Below are 18,383 nucleotides of genomic sequence, written 5' to 3' on the forward strand. Positions count from 1 at the left end.
GGGGCGCTGCCGCCAGGCACGCTCGGTTCAGTTGAAGGCGATATAGAAATAGCCCAGCGTCGGATCGCGGCCCAGGGCCGGCACCCGTGACACGAACATGCCCTGCAGGTGGCCGACGCCGGGCAGTTCCAGGTCGCACAGGCCGTCGACGAACGCTGTCGGCGCCAGGCTGTTGAGCTCGACGCAGAAGGGCATGCGCGGGCTGTTCGGCATGCGGGCCTGGGGAGTGTCCTTGATGGACTCGATATGGACCGGCAACACGCTGCCGTCCGGTAGCAACAGATTGCAGGTTTGCCCCAGCAAAGGCTGGAAATGCTCACTTTGCAGCAGATGCAGCATGGCGCCACTCCTGGCTGGAAAAAGGGCCGGGGGAATGTCCCCCGGCGCGAACTTCAATTGCGCGATGGGAACAGACCGTTCAAGGCCACGCTGAAGTTGATCACCAGGAACGGGTTCATGACTTCCAGCGGCAGGCCGTTGCCGGCGGGCGAGATGGTGCCGGAGATCGTGGTGCTGACCCCCTGGAGGGGCACCGGCGTGGCGCCCAGCCCGTCGGAATAGATGGTCGCGGTGCCCGGCCCGCCGCCGGAGGTGCCGATGAACGAGTTGGTGGCCGTCGGCACGCTGACCGGGCTGCTGGCGGGATTGGCCAATTGCAGCGTGGTGGCGGCGCTCACGCTGGCGAGGGTATGGGTGTGGGACGGCAGGTTGTTGAGGGTCGGGGTGACGTTTTCGGTACCGGAAACCTCGCCGATCACCCGTGGCGTCAGGCCCAGCCCGTTACCCTGGCCGATGGGCAGCCGCCCTTGCAGGTTCGGCAGCTGGAAGTTGGTGGTGCCGTTGCCGCCGTAGTAGGTGCCCAGCAGCGAAAACAGCGCCTGGTATTGCGAGATTCCCAGGGTCTGGCCATAACACGAGGCCCAGCCGTTGGGAGGGAAGTTAAAGGAAAAAGCTTGAATGGTGCCCATGAACACTTCCATAGTTTTTTATCCTTCAGGTTAATCAGTGGAACTCCCTGAGCCGATCCCTGGTGTCTGGCCTGACAGCTTGACCGATACGGTCAGAACGCCAAGCGGGCTCGTTGACAGCAATGGTTAGCGTAGACGCTGCTCCGCCAGTCGCCTGGGGTGATGGGGTGCCTTATGTCTGGCCGGATAAACAGCGATGCTGTGCTGGTAAAACGTTGGTGCAGGGGACATTCATGGCGTTTCGCAGAGAGCCGCAATTGCTGGATACGGCCGGGCCGGGCATCGCCCATCGGCTGGCGAGCGACGGACAGCGCCTGGTCGCGGTGCTGCGGGCGTACTGGCTGCTGCCGATTTTGCTGCTGGCGGCGGCCACCCGTTTCTACGACCTGACCGCCGCGGCCATCTGGGGCGATGAAGGCTCCAGCCTGCTGCTCAGCCGCTACGGCCTGAGCGAACTCTGGGTGCATGCCGCCCACGATGTGCATCCGCCGCTGTACTTCATGCTGCTGCGCGGCTGGATCGCGCTGTTTGGCGACGGCATCTTTGCCATTCGCAGTTTCAGCGCCTGGCCGGGGATCGTCTGTGTCGGCCTGGGGGTGTGGCTGGTGGCGCAGATCGCCAGCCGCCGTGCGGCGATCCTCGCCGGGTTCCTGCTGGCCCTGCTGCCCACCGCCGTGCGCTACAGCCAGGAAGTGCGCATGTATGCCTTGTTGGGGGTGTGGCTGCTCGGCGCCACCCTGGCCCTGGTGTACTGGCTCAGGCAGCCCCGACGCCAGCGCTACCTGGTGTATTACACGCTGCTGATGAGCGCGGCGTTCTACACCCACTATTTCACCGCGCTCTGCGTGCTCGCCCACTGGGCGTACCTGTTGCTGCTGCGCCTGCAAGCGACGCCTGCGAGCCGGGCGATCAACCAGCCGGGCTGGTGGCTGGCCAACCTCGCCATCGTCATGCTGTTCGCCCCCTGGCTGCCGGGGCTGGTGGACCTGCTGCAGCATATCGACCAGCTGAAAGCCAGCGGCGACGTGGGCTGGGAGCCATCGGTGGAGTTTTTTTCATTGCCCTCGATGGTCTGGCAATTGCTGACCCAGGACGATGGCGAAAGCCGTTCCCCGCTGCTGTTCGCGGGCCTGCCGCTGCTGGTGCTGAGCGTTGTCGCAATGCTCGCCTGGCGCGACCGCACGCCCTGGCGCTGGAGCTGGCTGCTGGCGATCTACAGCGTGCTGCCGCTGTTGCTGGTGTTTGCGGTGTCATTCGTTACGCCGGTGTTCATCGAGCGCTACCTGACGGCCTATGCCCTGGGCCTGCCGCTGCTTTTCGCGATGGCGATCGACCGGCTGCTGGAGCATGCCCAGGTGCATGCCCGCGCGCTGGCGCTGGCGGTCCTGCTGCTGTTCGCCGGGGCCGAGGGGGTCGGCCTGAACAACAACGCCACGGTGGATAGCAACGATCAGATCAGCGTGCTGGTGGACTACGTGAACCAGCGCTACGTGGCCGGCGACCGGATCGTCACCAGCGACCTGCTGTGGTACCTGAGCTACGTCTACTACAACCGTACCGGCGCCCAGCCGCTGCTCTACACCCCGCCCACGCCCGCCGGCGTCTCCACTCGGCCCAACGCCTATGGTTTCGGCACCCTGGTCGAGCAGCAGGCTGACAGGCTTTACCTCGACCGGCTGTCGGCGTTGCCGGTGGGCAGTGGTCGCGTCTGGCTGATCGGCACGGCCGACCAACCCGACGAATTCGCCCCGCTGCCGGTGCAATGGCGAAAAGCCGGCGAATTCACCGCCGGCGGGGTCACGGCGCGGTTGCTGGTTATATGCGGCGTGGCGCAGGGCCAGGCGTCGGTGCAAGCACTGTGCGCCCAGGCTGGGAAACCTGCTGGATAGCGGCCTTGGGCGGTTTTGCGCAAAAAATCGGCCTGTGAACCGGCCGATGACGAAAGGCAGAATTCAGAGCCGGTAGTGGCTTAATCGGTTCACGTCCAGTCCCAGAGCAGCGAGTGCTTTTAAAGCACACGTTTTTTATGGTTTTTGCTTCGAATTGATATCAAAGCACCACTAGTTGGTTTTCTGACCTTGCACTACGCTTTTTCCTACAAATGGACTTATAGCTAGGGTGAAGGGATTGCCGCAGTTCCACTTTATCTCCGGTTTACCGCGCTCAGGGTCGACCCTGCTGTCGGCCATCCTGCTGCAGAACCCGCGCTTTCACGCCGGCATGACCAGCCCGGTGGGGGCGCTGTTCAGCGGCATCCTCGAACAATGCAGCGCCGGCAGCGAATTCGGCGCGGTCATCGACATCGATATGCGCCGCCGCCTGCTGCGCGGGCTGTTCGACTCCTACTACGCCGACAAGGCCGATAAACCTGTTGTCTTCGACACCAATCGCCAATGGTGCGCGCGCCTGCCGGCCTTGAAGGACCTGTTTCCCAAGGCCAGGACCATCGCCTGTGTGCGCAATGTCGCCTGGGTCATGGACAGCCTGGAACGGCTGTACCGGGCCAACCCTTTCGAAAACACCAAGCTGTTCGGCGATGCGGTCGAGCGTAATTCGGTCTACAGCCGCTGCGAAACCCTGGCCCAGCACAACCGTCTGGTGGGGTATGCCTGGACCGCCTTGAAAGAGGCCTATTACGGCGAAAACGCCGATTCGCTGCTGATCGTCGACTACGACCTGCTGAGCCAGGCCCCGGAGCGGGTGATGCGGCTGATCTACGACTTTATCGACGAACCCTGGTTCGAACACGATTTCGACCGCCTGGCCTACGACGCGCCCGAGTTCGACCAGGCGCTGGGGGTCGCGGGCCTGCACAAGGTCAAGGCGCGGGTGGCGCTGCAGTCGCGGCGCACCATCCTGCCGCCGGACCTGTTCGAGAAGTATGCGGAGCTGTCCTTCTGGAAAGACGGGGCATCCAGCGCCGCCAATGTCATTCGCATGAAATCCGACGCCGCGGTCCGTTGACCGCGGTTTTCATTTGCACCTTTCAGCACGTTCGAGTCCGGGTGAGCATCATGTGGTGGAGCAAAGGCAAGTCGCAGGTCAATCAGCGGGCCACCGGGCGGGCGAATGCCCTGGCCTCTCCGATGATCATGCCGCTGGAGCCGCGCATGCTGTTCGACGGTGCGGTGGCGGCGACGGTGACCGATGTCGCCCAGCCGGACAGCCACACCACCACGGACGTGGCCAAGACGCCGACCGCCGCCGATCAGCCGAGCGTCAGCAACGACACCCATGGCCAGGCCGATGCCGCGCCTGCCGCGACCCCGACCGCGGTACCGGGGCTGACGGTGGTGTTCGTCGATTCGCGGGTCAAGGACGCCGACAGTCTGCTCCAGGGCCTGGCGCCCGGCACCCAGGTGGTGCAACTGGGGGTGAACCAGGATGGCCTGCAGCAGATCGCCGATTACCTGGACCAGCATCAGGGCGTCAGTTCGGTGCAGATCATCGCCCACGGCAATGCCGGCGACCTGTGGCTGGGCAACAGCTACCTCTCGGCCGACAACGTCCAGGCGCGCAGCGCGGTGCTGGCGGACATCGGCCAGGACATGAACGCCGGCGGCGATATCCTGATCTACGGCTGCTACACCGCCGAGGGCGAACGCGGCCTGAGTTTCGTCGACTCGCTGGCGCAACTCACCGGTCGCGACGTGGCCGCCTCCAGCGACCGCACCGGCCTGGGGGGCGACTGGGAACTGGAGATCGCCACCGGCACCATCGAAAGCGCCAACGTGCTGTCCACCCAGGCCATGCAGGATTATCAGTGGGGGCTGGCGACCTGGACCGCCACCAACAACGCCAACACCGGCGTGGGTTCGTTGCGGGCGGCACTGGCGTCGGCGCAGAACGGCGACATCGTCACCTTCAGCAGCGGCATGACGGTGCAGCTGACCTCCGAACTGCTGGTCAACAAGAACGTGACCATCGACGGCGACCTGAACAACGACGGCGCGGCGGACGTGATCCTCGACGGCCAGTACCGCACCCGGGTCATTGAAGTGACCGCGGGCAGTACCGTGACCCTCGATGGCCTGGTGATCACCCGGGGCCTGGTCTCGGGTAACGGCGGCAACGGCGGGTATGGCGCGACCGGCGCCATGGCCGGGGGGATTTTCAACGCCGGCAACCTCACCCTCAACAACGTCACCGTGACCTCCAACGCGGCCTCGGGCGGCGGTGGCGGGGGTGGTGTCACCGGCGCGTTCTACGGCGGTGGCGGTGGTGGTGGCGGCGGGCTGGGCGGCCAGGGTGGCGGCCACGGCGGTTCCGCCGGCCCCGGCACCGGCACACTGGGCGGCCAGGCTGGCAGCGGTGGCGTGGGCGGTTATGGCGGTGGCTACGACGCCACCCACATGGGCGGTCGCGGCGGTACCAGCACCGGCGGCGCCGGCGGCGTGGGCGTGTCTTATTACAGCAACGGCGGCAACGGTGCCACGGCCACCAACGGCACGATTTCCATCGGCGGCGGTGGCGGCGGCGCGGGTTGGGACAAGGTCGGCGGCGCGGGCGGCAATGCCGCCGGCGGGATCTACAACGCCTCCAGCGGCACCCTCACGGTGATCGGCACCTCGACCATCAGCAACAACATCGGCGCGGGCGGCGGCGGTGGCGGTGGTGGCGGCCAAGGCAGCAACGCCAGCAATGGCGGGATTGGCGGCCGCGGCGTCGGCGCGGTCTGGAACAAGGGCACCTTCCTGATCACCGCCGCCAACTTCGCCGCCCTGAGCGGCAACGCGGCGGCCAGCGGCGCCGGTGGCGTAGCGCTGGGCGGTGGCAGCACCGGTACTTCGCCGACGTCGGTGGCGACCATCTACAACGACGGCGGCATCCTCAATACCGCCTATGCACCACCGCCCACCGCGACCATAGTGGTCGCGGACACCGCGCTGAAAATCGGCGAGACCTCGCTGGTGACCATCACCTTCAGCGAGGCGGTGACCGGCTTCACCAACGCCGACCTGACCATCGCCAACGGCACCCTGACCGCGGTGAGCAGCAGCGACGGCGGCATTACCTGGACCGCCACCTTCACCCCGACTTCGAGCATCACCGATACCAGCAACGTCATCACCCTGGATAACACCGGGGTCATCAATGGCCTGGGCACCGCCGGGGTCGGCACCACCGACTCCAATAACTATGCGATCGATACCGTACGGCCGACCGCGACCATCGTGGTCGCGGACAACGCCTTGAGGGTCGGTGAAACCTCGCTGGTGACCATCACCTTCAGCGAGGCGGTCAGCGGCTTCACCAACGCCGACCTGAGCATCGCCAACGGCACCTTGACCGCGGTGAGCAGCAGCGACGGCGGCATCACCTGGACCGGCACTTTCACCCCAAGCGCCAGCATCACCGATACGACCAACCTGATCACCCTGGACAACACCGGCATCGCCGACCTGGCCGGCAACGCCGGCAGCGGCACCACCGATTCCAACAACTATGCGATCGATACGGTGCGCCCGACCGCGACCATCGTGGTCGCCGACAGCACCCTCACGGCGGGCGAAACTTCCCTGGTGACCATCACCTTCAGCGAAGCGGTGAGCGGCTTCACCAATGCCGACCTGAGTATTGCCAACGGCACTTTGAGCGCGGTGAGCAGCAGTGATGGCGGCATCACCTGGACCGCCACCTTCACCCCGACCGTTGGTATCAACGATGCCAGCAACCTGATCACCCTGAACAACACCGGTATCGCCGACCTGGCCGGCAACACCGGCAGTGGCACCACCAACTCCAACAACTACAGCATCGACACCGTCCTGCCGACCGCGACCATCGTGGTGGCGGATAACAACCTGAAGATCGGTGAAACCTCACTGGTGACCATCACCTTCAGCGAGGCGGTGACCGGCTTCAGCAACGCCGACCTGACCGTCGCCAACGGCACCCTGAGCGCGGTGAGCAGCAGCGACGGCGGCATTACCTGGACCGCCACCTTCACCCCGAGCACCAGCATCACCGATGCCACCAACCTGATCACCCTGGACAACACCGGCGTCACCAACGCCTCCGGCAACGCCGGTAGCGGCACCACCGACTCCAACAACTACGCGATCGATACGGTGCGGCCGACCGCGACCATAGTGGTTGCCGATACCGCGCTGAGAATCGGTGAAACTTCGCTGGTGACCATCACCTTCAGCGAAGCGGTGAGCGGCTTCACCAACGCCGACCTGAGCATCGCCAACGGCACTTTGAGCGCGGTGAGCAGCAGCGATGGCGGCATCACCTGGACCGCGACCTTCACTCCGAGCGCCAGCATCAGCGACACCAGCAACCTGATCACCCTGGATAACACCGGCATCGCCGACCTGGCCGGCAACGCCGGCAGCGGCACCACCGATTCCAATAACTACGCCATCGATACGGTGCGCCCGACCGCGACCATCGTGGTCGCCGACAGTACTCTCAGCGCCGGTGAAACCTCGTTGGTGACCATCACCTTCAGCGAAGCAGTCAGCGGTTTTACCAACGCCGACCTGAGCATCGCCAACGGCACTTTGAGCGCGGTGAGCAGCAGCGACGGGGGCATCACCTGGACCGCCACCTTCACCCCGACCGTTGGTATCAACGATGCCAGCAACCTGATCACCCTGAACAACACCGGTATCGCCGACCTGGCCGGCAACACCGGCAGTGGCACCACCAACTCCAACAACTACAGCATCGACACCGTCCTGCCGACCGCGACCATCGTGGTGGCGGATAACAACCTGAAGATCGGTGAAACCTCGCTGGTGACCATCACCTTCAGCGAGGCAGTGAGCGGCTTCAGCAACGCCGACCTGACCGTCGCCAACGGCACTTTGAGCGCGGTCAGCAGCAGCGATGGCGGCATCACCTGGACCGCCACCTTCACCCCGACGTCGAGCATCACTGACACCAGCAACGTCATCACCCTGGATAACAGCGGGGTGACCAACGCCTCGGGCAACGCCGGCAGCGGCACCACCGATTCCAACAACTATGCGATCGACACCGTCCGCCCGACCGCGACCATAGTGGTCGCCGACAGCGCCCTGGGCGTGGGCCAGACCAGTACCGTGACCATCACCTTCAGCGAGGCGGTGACCGGCTTCACCCTGGCTGACCTGACCGTGGCCAACGGTACGCTGAGCGGCTTGAGCACCAGCGACAACATCACCTACACGGCGACCCTCACCCCGACTGCCAGTATCAGCGACAGCAGCAACCTGATTACCCTGGATAACACCGGTATTACGGATGGGGCGGGCAACGCCGGCAGCGGCACCACCGACTCCAACAACTACGCCATCGACAGCCTGCGTCCGACCGCCACCATCGTCCTCTCCGACTCGACCCTCAAGGCCGGCGAAACCTCGCTGGTGACCATCACCTTCAGTGAAGCAGTGAGCGGTTTCGACAACAGCGACCTGACGGTGGCCAACGGGACCTTGAGCGCAGTGAGCAGCAGCAACGGCGGTATCACCTGGACCGCCACCTTCACCCCGACGGCGGGCATCACCGACCTGAGCAACCTGATCACCCTGAACAACACCGGTTTCACCGACGTGGCCGGCAACAGCGGTACCGGGACCACCAGCTCAGCCAACTACAGCATCGAAACCGTAGTGCCGACGGCCACCCTCGTGATCGCCGACACGGCCCTGAAGGCTGGCGAAACCTCGCTGGTGACCATCACCTTCAGTGAGGCGGTCAGTGGTTTCGACAACAGCGACCTGACGGTGGCCAACGGTACCTTGAGCGCGGTGAGCAGCAGCGATGGTGGGGTCACCTGGAGCGCTACCTTCACGCCGACTGTGGGTGTCGGCGATACCAGCAACGTCATCACCCTGAACAACAGCGGCGTGATCAATGTCTCGGGTAATACGGGCAGCGGCACCACCGATTCGAACAACTATGTCATCGACACGGCTCGCCCAACCGCCACCATAGTGGTGGCCAACCCGATCCTGCCGATTGGCGAAACCAGCCTGGTGACCATCACCTTCAGCGAGGCGGTCAATGGTTTCGACAACAGCGACCTGACGGTGAGCAACGGCACCCTGAGCGCGGTCAGCAGCAGCGACGGTGGTATCACCTGGACCGCGACCTTCACCCCGAACGTCAACGTCAGCGATGCGACCAACCTGATCAGCCTCAACAACAGCGGGGTCAGTGACGCGGCGGGCAACGCCGGCAGCGGCAGCACCGACTCGAACAATTTCATCATCGACACCGGGCGGCCGACCGCCACCATCGTGCTGGCCGACACGGCCCTGAAAGCGGGTGAAACCACCACGGTCACCATCACCTTCAGCGAGGCGATCAGCGGCTTCACCAACTCGGACCTGACAGTGGCCAACGGTACCCTGGGGGCCCTGAGCAGCAGCGATGGCGGGGTGACCTGGACCGCCACCTTTACCCCGGCCATCAACATCAGCGACAGCAGCAATCAGATCACCCTGAACAATGCCGGAGTGATAGACGCCGTCGGCAACACCGGCAGCGGCACCACCGACTCGGCCAACTACGTCATCGATACCGTGCGCCCCACCGCTACCGTGGTGGTCGCCAACCCGATGCTGGCCGTGGGCGACACGTCCCTGGTGACCATCACTTTCAGCAAGGCGGTGAGCGGCTTCGACAACAGCGATCTGACGGTGGCCAACGGCACTTTGAGCGCGCTGAGCAGCAGCGATGGCGGCATCACCTGGACCGCGACCTTCACCCCGAACACCAACCTCAGCGATACGAGCAACCTGATCACCCTGAACAACAGCGGGGTCAGCGACGCCTCGGGCAATACCGGGCTGGGCAGCACGGATTCGAACAATTACCTGATCGATACCCAGCGGCCGACCGCGACCATCGTGGTCGCCAACAGCAGCCTCGGCGTGGGCCAGACCAGCAGCGTGACCATCACCTTCAGCGAAGCGGTGAGCGGCTTCACCAACTCGGACCTGACGGTGGCCAACGGCACCCTGAGCGCCCTGGGCAGCAGCGACGGCGGCCGGACCTGGACCGCGACCCTGACGCCAACCGCCAATATCAGCGACACCAGCAACCTGATCACCCTGAACAACAGCGGGGTGAGCGACTCCTTCGGCAATACCGGCGCTGGCAGCACCGACTCCAACAACTACGCGATCAACACCGTGCCGGCGGCCAACCCACCCACGGAGCTGCCGGTGGGCGATCCGGAATTCCGTTCGAGCGACCCGGTGGTTCCGCCGCTGCCGCCTTATGTGCCGTTGCAACCCACGGTCACCACGCCACCCGTTGGCGACCTGGGCTCGCCACTGGCCTTCGCGCCGTTGTTCGAGCAGCGGGTGCTGGGCGATGGCATCCGGCCGCTGGGGGATATTTTCATCAATCGCGGGGCCCTGGCGCCGAGCTTCATTGCCCAGGTGTTCGGCAGCAGCGATGCCGGGGGCGATGGCAATGGCCATGGCTTCCTCGGCTTCGGTGGCGGCGATGGCGGGGTGTTCAGCCAAAGCACGCTGTCGCTGCTGTTCGACCAGGACTCCGCCGAGGATGGCGGTTCGCTGAAGTCTTTCGGCGACAAGGCCAAGACTGGCGATCTTTCCCAGGGCGGGCGCGGGGTGTTCGGGGCACCGTCGCTGACCCAGCAATTGCAAGTGATGCAAGACACAGAACAACGGCCGATCCGCGATCTGGCCAAGGCGTTCGAACAGGCCGGCGTCAGCGCAATGCAGGCCTGAAACACTACATAAATACGATGCGGCACCCAGGGGCGAGACAAGGATGAATAAAAGTCAGAAGTTGTTCGGGGTCAGCTTGTTGGCGCTGATGGTCAGCGGTTGTGCCGTCAGCAGTAAACCGATCGAACGCAGTGCCAGTGAGCAGCGCGCCAGGAGCGACCTGCAGAGCATGTACAAGGACCAGGAACCGCTGAGCGGCCCGCTGACCCTGCACCAGGCCATGGCCCGGGCGGTGAAGTACAACCTCGAGGGCCGCTTGAAAATCATGGAAGAGGCCCTGGCCAAGCGCCAGCTGGACCTCGCCAGTTTCGACATGCTGCCGCGCATGGCCCTCTCCGCCGGCTATGTGGGGCGCAACAACGTCAGCGCCTCCAGCAGCCAGAGCGTGGAGACCGGCACCCAGTCCCTGGAACCTTCGACCTCCCAGGACCGGGACCGCAGGGTGGCCGACCTGACCATGGTCTGGAATGTGCTGGACTTCGGCGTCAGCTACATCAACGCCAAGCAGCAGGGCGACCAGCGACTGATCGTCCAGGAGCGTCGGCGCAAGGTGATCAACACCATCGTCCAGGACGTGCGCTCGGCCTATTGGCGGGCGGTGGCGGCCGAACGCCTGCTCAAGCAGATCGACAGCCTGATGGGCCGGGTCGAGCAGGCCCGCGACAACAGCCAGAGCATGAGCCAGCAACGCATCGGCGACCCGGTGCAGGCCCTGGCCTACCAGCGCTCGCTGATCGAGGCCACGCGCCAGTTGGAGGAGCAGCGCCGGGCGTTGTCCCTGGCCAAGACCGAGCTGGCGACCCTGATCAACCTGCCGATGACCACCCACCTGACCCTGGCGACCAGCGACGATTACCCGGTGCCGGAACTCAAGGTCGATATGGCCCGCCTCGAGCACGAGGCCCTGACCAGCCGCCCGGAACTGCGCGAGCAGGATTACCAGAGCCGCATCAGCGCCGCGGAAACCCGCAAGGCCATGCTGCGCCTGCTGCCGGGCCTGGAGTTCTCCGCCGGCGGGCATTACGACAGCAACTCGTTCCTGGTCAACGACAAGTGGGCCGACTACGGGGTGAAGGTCACCTGGAACCTGTTCAATGTGCTCTCCGCGCCGGCGGCCATCGACACCGCCAAGGCCGGTGAAGACGTCGCCGCGGCCCGTCGCCAGGCCATGTCGATTGCCGTGCTGGCCCAGGTCTACGTGGCCAACGCCAACTACCGCGACGCCTTGCGCCAGTTCAAGACCAGCCAGGAGCTGGCGGATATCGACGGGCAGATCGTCGGCCAGCTGCGCAACCGCTACCAGGCCAACGGCATCGGCGAACTGGACCTGATCCAGGGCGAGCTGAACACCTTGCAGGCGGACCTGCGGCGCGACCTGGCCTATGCCGACCTGCGCAACGCCTACGGGCAGATCTTCGCCAGCGCCGGCCTCGACCCGCTGCCCGACGAGGTGCAATCGACCCAGGTGCAGTCCATCGCCACGGCGCTGGCCAGCCGCGAGGCCGACTGGGCGGCGGGCAACATCAGCACGCCGGTGGCCCATGCCCAAAGACAATAACCTGCAGGCCCCCCAGGCCAGCGTCAGCCGGGCCCAGCGCGAGGCGCGCAATGGCCATCGCGGTGTGGCGATCCTGTTGACCGGCCTGCCGGCGGCGGGCAAGTCGACCCTGGCCCAGGCGCTGCAGGCCGGGCTGTTCCAGCACGGTCGGCAGAGCCTGGTGCTGGACGGCGATGCCTTGCGCGGCGGCCTGAACCGCGACCTGGGGTTCGCCGAGGTCGACCGCCGGGAAAATATCCGTCGCGCCAGCGAGCTGGCAGCCCTGCTGGTGGACAACGGGCAGATCGTGATCCTGGCGATGATCGCCCCGCTGATCGAGCAGCGTGAGCTGTTCGCCCGGCGCCTGGGCGAGGACTACCTGGAAGTCTGGTGCAGCGCCTCGCTGGCGGTCTGCGAGCAGCGCGACCCCAAGGGCCATTACGCCCGCGCCCGCAGCGGCGAGTTGCCGGGGTTCACCGGTATCTCGGCGCCCTACGAGCCGCCACGGGCGGCGCTGGAACTGGACACCGGCGCTCAGTCGGTCGAGGACTGCCTGGGGCAATTGTTCGGCTGGCTGGTCGAACGCCAGGTGCTGCCGGCCTCATGAGCCGTCCGGCGTTCGCCCGCCTGCCCGTCAGCGTGGACCTGCCGCGGCTGTTGCGCGCCCTGGCGCGAATCGACGCGAGCGCCTGGCAGGGCCACTTCAACGGCGATTATTACGAGGGCGACTGGAGCGGCGTGGCCTTGATCTCGGCGCTTGACGCGCCCTCCGAGCTGGCGCCGGGCAAGGGCCTGCCGGTGCAGCGCGAGCCCTGGCGGCAGGACCCGGACTGGCAACAGGCATTGCGGCAGCTGCCCTTGCGGATCGTCTCGGCGCGCCTGCTGCGGTTGGGGCCGGGGGCGCGCATCCATGAACACCACGACTACGACCTGGGCGGCCCGGACGCCGACCTGCGCCTGCATATCCCCCTGCTCAGCCCGCCGCGGGTGGATTTCCTGCTCGACGGGCAGCGCATGCCGATGCTGGCGGGAGAGTGCTGGTTTCTCGACCTGTCGCGCCCGCATCGGGTGGATAACTACGACACTCAGGCACGTATTCATCTGGTACTCGACTGTCGCCCCGACCCTTGGCTGGAGCAGGCGATTGCCGAGGGCCTGCCGACCACCCCGGCGCCTGGCCTGGGCCGCGCGGCCCTGGACTTCGCGCGGTTTTGCCGACTGCTTGAAGAGGACACCGCGCTGTGCCAGGCCTTGCAGGCGCCGACCGACAGCGAAGCCTTTATCGAGCGCACCCTGGCCCTGGCGGCCGAGCGTGGCCTGGCGTTCACCCGCGAAGACCTGCGTTCGGCCATGCGCCAGGGGCGGCGTCTGTGGAATGAACAATGGATGGCCTGAACCTGCACGGCTGGTTGCCGATCCGCCTCTGGCAGCCGGGTGACGAGTGGCGGGTCGACTGGTGCTGGTTCGGCGACAGGCCGCTGTCGCAGCCGTTTTTCCGCGAGGCGGTCGAAGAGGCCCTGCGCCTGCCGTTCAATCAGGCGTTCCGCCGCCAGACGCCTTTGTCTGCCCTGACCGAATGGCGCCAACGCAGCCCGGGCCTGGCTCCCAGCGCCTTTATCTTTCATGCCTCGCGCTGCGGCTCGACCCTGCTCAGCCAGATGCTGGCCTGCCTGGACGACCATATCGTGGTGTCCGAACCGCCGCCGCTGGATGCCCTGCTGCGCGGCTCGCTGGCGCCACAGGAGCAGGCTGCCGCGCTTGTGGGCCTGCTGTCGGCCTATGGGCAGGTACGTCGTGGTACTGAGCAGCGGCTGGTGATCAAGCTCGATGCCTGGAACATCGGCGAGCTGCCGTTGTTGCGCCAGTGCTTCGCCGATACGCCGTGGCTGTTTGTGTATCGCGACCCGCTGGAAATCGCCGTGTCGCATCTGCGCCGGGCCGGCATGCACATGACGCCGGGCCTGATCGGGCCCAGCGCGCTGGACGACGGCGAGCCTTTCCAGGACCGGGAAAGTTGGGTCGCCCGGCGCCTGGGGCGCTTGTTGCAGCTGGGGCTGGAACACTGCCGCGAACACCATGGCCTGGCACTGAACTACAGCCAGCTGCCCGCCGCCATGGACGGCCACCTGGGCGATTTTCTCGGCCTGGGCGCCGAGCAACGCAGGGCGGCCTTCGCCCGTATCGGCCAGCATGCCAAGCAGCCGGCGCAGGCCTTTGTCGATGATCGCCAGGACAAGCAGCAACAGGCTTCAGCGTGGCTGCGGGAGCAGCTGGAGCAATGGGCGCAGGCGCCTTACGCGGCGCTGGAACAGTGGCGCAGCAGGGCGGTCAGCGCAGTCCCGCAAACGCGTCTCAGCTCTTCGGCGACAAGTCCGCCATGCCCTTGAGGAATTCGATGGGTAGCGGGAAAACGATGGTCGAGCTCTTGTCGCCGGCAATCGCGCCCAGGGTCTGCATGTAGCGCAGTTGCATGGCGCCGGGCTGGCGGCCGAGCATTTCGGCGGCCTGCATGAGTTTCTCCGAGGCCTGCAATTCGCCTTCGGCGTGGATCACCTTGGCCCGGCGTTCCCGCTCGGCTTCGGCCTGTTTGGCGATGGCGCGGATCATCGATTCGTTGAGGTCGACATGCTTGATCTCGACGTTCGCCACCTTGATGCCCCAGGCATCGGTCTGGGCGTCCAGCACCTGCTGGATATCGGCGTTCAGGCGTTCGCGCTCGGCCAGCAGTTCGTCCAGCTCATGCTTGCCCAGCACCGCGCGCAGGGTGGTCTGGGCCAGTTGGCTGGTGGCCATGAGGAAATCCTCGACCTGGATGATCGCCTTCTGCGAGTCCAGCACGCGGAAATACAGCACGGCGTTGACCTTGACCGAGACGTTGTCGCGGGTGATCACATCCTGCGGCGGCACGTCGAGTACCACGGTGCGCAGGTCGACGCGGACCATCTGCTGGACGACCGGAATCAGCAGGACCAGCCCCGGCCCCTTGACCCTCCAGAAGCGCCCGAGCTGGAACACCACCCCGCGCTCGTATTCGCGCAGGATGCGAAACGTCGAGACCGCCAGCGCCAACAGCAGCGCCAGCAGCGCGCCAAAACCCAATTCCAGACCCATTTCATCCTCCTCGCGGCGCGGCCTCGGCCGTCGTCACTTCCAGAAGCAGCCCCTTGCGCGCCACCACCCGTACCTGTTGTCCGGTTTGCAGCGGCGTTGCGCTCAGGACCTGCCAGTGTTCGCCCTGCAACAGCACCCAGCCGTTGTAAGGGTTGCCCGCTTGCACCGCGGTGATCGCCGTGACACTGCCCACCAGCCCCGCGTCGCCGGCCACCTGCTGGCGCTGTCGCGCGCGCAGCGCCATGCTCGCCAGCGTCGCCAGGAGCAGCGCGCTGACCACCGCCAGGCCGATGATGAGCGGCAGGGGAATGCCATAGCCCGGGACATCGGTGTCCATCAGGATCACCGCGCCGACGACAAAGGAGACGATGCCGCCGAAACCGATGACGCCGAAGGTCGGTAGAAAGGCTTCGGCGACCATGAAGGCGATGCCCAGCAGGATCAGGGCCACGCCGGCGTAGTTCACCGGCAGCAGTTGCAAGGCGTACAAACCGAGCAGCAGGCAGATGCCGCCGAGTACGCCGGGCACCGCGGTGCCCGGGTTGACGAACTCGAAGAACAGCCCGTAGATGCCGATCATCATCAGGATCAGCGCCACACTGGGGTGGGTGATGACCGACAGCAGCTGCGTGCGCCAGTCCGGGTCGTGATGGATCACCGCCGCCCCCAGGGTATGCAGTTGCACCGCCTGGCCGGCGGCGATGAGGAACTTGCCGTCGAGTTGCCTGAGCAGGCCGTTCAGGTCATCGGCGACATAGTCGACCACCTTCAGCTTCAAGGCTTCCTGGGCCGGCAGGCTGACGGCCTCGCGCACGGCCTGTTCCGCCCATTCGGCATTGCGTCCGCGCAATTGCGCCAGGCCACGGATATAGGCCGCGGCGTCGTTGATCTGTTTGTGGCTGAGGGTGTCGGTGTCCGGTTCCGGGTTCTTGTCCGAGCGTGGCGCGGCGGGCGGGTTGCCGCCCGGGTCGGGCTGCCCCGGCATGCCGACCCGCACCGGGGTGGCGGCCCCGAGGTTGGTGCCCGGGGCCATGGCGGCGATGTGGCTGGCATACAGGATGTAGGTGCCGGCGCTGGCGGCGCGGGCGCCACTGGGGGCGACGAAACTGGCCACCGGCACCGGGCTGGCGAGGATCGCCTTGATGATCGAGCGCATCGAGGTGTCGAGGCCGCCCGGGGTGTCGATGCCCAGCACCACCAGTTGGGCGTGCTCGTCGGCGGCCTTGTCCAGGCCGCGCACCACGTAGTCGGCGCTGGCGGGGCTGATCACATCGTTGACGGTGAGCACCACCACTGGCTTCACGGCCTGGGCGTGCCCGGTCGGCAGGCCGATCAGCACAGCCAGCAGCAGCCCCTTCAGTGTCGCCCGCCACCCACGCTCGTTCATCCGACCCTCCTGGAGAGTCATGTGCCTCGGTTGCCAGCCGTTCGCTGGCCTTGTCCTTGAGTCTAGTAGAGCGTGGGATTGAGCAAATTTTGAGCAGTCTCACGCCCGCGTGCCGTTCGGAAGTTCGTCGGTGGGCGAGGGCGGCGCGGCCTAGACTTTGTGAAGGGAGTGACAGTCGTTAACCCATAGTCCTGCAAAGCCGTTCAGGACACCGAGGTGCATCATGCGTATGGCAAGAACCGTGCAACGCAGCCTGGAACAGGCGCATTGCGATTTTGACGTGGTGGCTCATCCACATTCGTCGAGCAGCCTGGAGACCGCCCGGGTGGCGGGAGTTCCCGCCGAGCGCGTGGCCAAGTCGGTGATCCTCGACGACAGTCACGGCCACTACCTGATGGCCGTGCTGCCGGCCAGCCGCCACCTGGACCTGAGCAAGGTGCGCGGCAGCAACGAATGGCAGATCACCCGGGAAAGCACCCTGGCGCATCTGTTCAACGATTGCGAACGCGGCGCGGTACCGGCCCTGGGCGAATCCTATGGGCTGGACGTGGTGATCGATCCGCTGCTGACCCGGCAGAAAGACATCTACCTGGAAGCCGGCAACCACAACAACCTGGTGCATCTGAGCATGGACGAGTACCTGAAAATGGTGCCTCATGCCGAGGTGTGCGAGGTCAGTTACTAGCGCCGTCGGCGTATGTAACCACCTTTCACGAGCAAGCTCGCTCCTACAAAAATGCTTGTTTTCTGTAGAAGCGAGCTTGTTTGCGATCGACTGCGCAGCAGTGGTTCAACCAACACCCAACCCGTTCAGGAGCCCCCATGGAATCCCCATCCCACAGCCTGCCCGCCCTGTTCAAACAACTCGGCCTGCCCGACGACCCCGAGGGCATCGACCGTTTCATCGCCACCCATTCGCCGCTCAAGCCGGAACTGCACCTGGCGGATGCCTTCTTCTGGACCAGCAGCCAGGCGGATTTCCTGCGCAACGAGATCCTCGACGACGCCGACTGGGCGGAAGTGGTGGATCAGCTGGATGTGTTGTTGAGGAAGGGGCGGGGTGTCTGAGGCGCGAATTGATGTTGCCATGGAAATAGACCAGAATTAAGACCAAATTAGAGGTCTTAATCATGCAAAGCGTATTGGCTGATAAAGCTGTCAGCGTGTCTGAACTGAAAAAAAACCCCTCGGCTGTCCTGAGCGGCGCACACGGTGGTCCGGTTGCGGTGCTCAATCACAATCGGGTCATGGGCTATATGGTCCCGGCCGACGTGTTTGAAGCCATGATGGAGCGTCTTGACGATCTTGAACTGGCGGAGATTGTCCGTGCCCGTCGGCACGAGACCCCAGTCCCGGTAAATCTGGATGACTTATAAGCTCCAGTTTCTGCCTTCGGCACGTAAGGAATGGGACAAGCTCGGTCATACCCTGCGCGAGCAATTCAAGAAGAAGCTGGCCGAGCGCCTGGAAATGCCACGGGTGCCCGCGGATGCCCTTCACTGCATGGCGGACTGCTACAAGATCAAGCTCAAGGCCTCTGGCTATCGCCTGGTTTACCAAGTGATCGAGGATCAGGTGGTGGTTTCGGTGGTGGCCGTGGGCAAACGTGAACGCAGCGCCGTGTATGAGCGGGCACGAAAGCGCTGAGGTATTTTCCGGTTAATGGTCATTCAATTGTTTCAAAA

General features: G+C 65.2%; 15 protein-coding genes. 11 read left to right on the forward strand and 4 right to left on the reverse strand.

Annotated elements, in window-relative coordinates; translation table 11 throughout:
• Positions 1–27 precede the first annotated feature (27 nt).
• Positions 28–339: a hypothetical protein gene (locus CXQ81_RS03025; RefSeq protein ID WP_101336430.1), complete on the reverse strand. Its 312-nt coding sequence runs from the start codon at positions 337–339 to the stop codon at positions 28–30.
• 53 nt (positions 340–392) lie between these two features.
• Positions 393–980, reverse strand: a complete 588-nt coding sequence (locus CXQ81_RS03030; RefSeq protein ID WP_009041589.1) for a phage tail protein — start codon at positions 978–980, stop codon at positions 393–395.
• A 221-nt stretch (positions 981–1,201) separates the two neighbouring features.
• Between CXQ81_RS03030 and CXQ81_RS03035 the strand changes: the two genes are divergently transcribed.
• The 7 genes from CXQ81_RS03035 (at position 1,202) to CXQ81_RS03065 (ending at position 14,587) form a co-directional block, all read left to right on the forward strand.
• Positions 1,202–2,857: a glycosyltransferase family 39 protein gene (locus CXQ81_RS03035; RefSeq protein ID WP_101336431.1), complete on the forward strand. Its 1,656-nt coding sequence runs from the start codon at positions 1,202–1,204 to the stop codon at positions 2,855–2,857.
• 229 nt (positions 2,858–3,086) lie between these two features.
• Positions 3,087–3,932 (forward strand): sulfotransferase, encoded by an 846-nt coding sequence (locus CXQ81_RS03040; RefSeq protein ID WP_101336432.1) that lies wholly within the window; start codon positions 3,087–3,089, stop codon positions 3,930–3,932.
• Positions 3,933–3,982: 50 nt separating this feature from the next.
• Positions 3,983–10,663, forward strand: a complete 6,681-nt coding sequence (locus tag CXQ81_RS03045; protein ID WP_101339372.1) for an Ig-like domain-containing protein — start codon at positions 3,983–3,985, stop codon at positions 10,661–10,663.
• 43 nt (positions 10,664–10,706) lie between these two features.
• Complete coding sequence (locus CXQ81_RS03050; protein ID WP_101336433.1) at positions 10,707–12,221, forward strand: TolC family protein; 1,515 nt, start codon at positions 10,707–10,709, stop codon at positions 12,219–12,221.
• Positions 12,205–12,807, forward strand: a complete 603-nt coding sequence (gene cysC / locus CXQ81_RS03055) for an adenylyl-sulfate kinase (RefSeq protein WP_101336434.1) — start codon at positions 12,205–12,207, stop codon at positions 12,805–12,807. The genes CXQ81_RS03050 and cysC overlap by 17 nt, the downstream gene beginning before the upstream one ends.
• Entirely contained in the window at positions 12,804–13,595 is a 792-nt protein-coding gene (locus tag CXQ81_RS03060; RefSeq protein WP_101336435.1) for an aspartyl/asparaginyl beta-hydroxylase domain-containing protein, read from the forward strand. The genes cysC and CXQ81_RS03060 overlap by 4 nt, the downstream gene beginning before the upstream one ends.
• Positions 13,583–14,587 carry a sulfotransferase family protein gene (locus CXQ81_RS03065; protein WP_101336436.1) on the forward strand — a complete coding sequence of 335 codons (1,005 nt, stop codon included), beginning with the start codon at positions 13,583–13,585 and terminating at the stop codon, positions 14,585–14,587. The genes CXQ81_RS03060 and CXQ81_RS03065 overlap by 13 nt, the downstream gene beginning before the upstream one ends.
• On the opposite strand, the gene CXQ81_RS03070 is transcribed toward CXQ81_RS03065, so the two are convergent.
• Both CXQ81_RS03070 and CXQ81_RS03075 read right to left on the reverse strand, forming a co-directional pair.
• Complete coding sequence (locus CXQ81_RS03070) at positions 14,553–15,311, reverse strand: slipin family protein (protein WP_007932057.1); 759 nt, start codon at positions 15,309–15,311, stop codon at positions 14,553–14,555. The genes CXQ81_RS03065 and CXQ81_RS03070 overlap by 35 nt on opposite strands.
• 1 nt (position 15,312) lies before the next feature.
• Entirely contained in the window at positions 15,313–16,698 is a 1,386-nt protein-coding gene (locus CXQ81_RS03075) for a nodulation protein NfeD (protein ID WP_101336437.1), read from the reverse strand.
• Positions 16,699–16,921: 223 nt separating this feature from the next.
• On the opposite strand from CXQ81_RS03075, the gene CXQ81_RS03080 reads away from it, so the two are divergent.
• The 4 genes from CXQ81_RS03080 to CXQ81_RS03095 all read left to right on the forward strand — a co-directional run bounded on the left by CXQ81_RS03080 (position 16,922) and on the right by CXQ81_RS03095 (position 18,345).
• Positions 16,922–17,383: an aminoacyl-tRNA deacylase gene (locus CXQ81_RS03080; RefSeq protein ID WP_062824058.1), complete on the forward strand. Its 462-nt coding sequence runs from the start codon at positions 16,922–16,924 to the stop codon at positions 17,381–17,383.
• Positions 17,384–17,520: 137 nt separating this feature from the next.
• Positions 17,521–17,766: a DUF2789 domain-containing protein gene (locus CXQ81_RS03085; RefSeq protein WP_009041599.1), complete on the forward strand. Its 246-nt coding sequence runs from the start codon at positions 17,521–17,523 to the stop codon at positions 17,764–17,766.
• 62 nt (positions 17,767–17,828) lie between these two features.
• Positions 17,829–18,074: a type II toxin-antitoxin system Phd/YefM family antitoxin gene (locus tag CXQ81_RS03090; RefSeq protein ID WP_062824057.1), complete on the forward strand. Its 246-nt coding sequence runs from the start codon at positions 17,829–17,831 to the stop codon at positions 18,072–18,074.
• Positions 18,064–18,345 carry a type II toxin-antitoxin system RelE/ParE family toxin gene (locus tag CXQ81_RS03095; RefSeq protein ID WP_101336438.1) on the forward strand — a complete coding sequence of 94 codons (282 nt, stop codon included), beginning with the start codon at positions 18,064–18,066 and terminating at the stop codon, positions 18,343–18,345. Before CXQ81_RS03090 ends, CXQ81_RS03095 begins: the two co-directional genes overlap by 11 nt.
• The last annotated feature ends 38 nt before the right edge of the window (positions 18,346–18,383 follow it).

Origin of the sequence: Pseudomonas sp. 09C 129, from assembly GCF_002843625.1 — a bacterium.
Lineage (GTDB): Bacteria > Pseudomonadota > Gammaproteobacteria > Pseudomonadales > Pseudomonadaceae > Aquipseudomonas > Aquipseudomonas chlororaphis.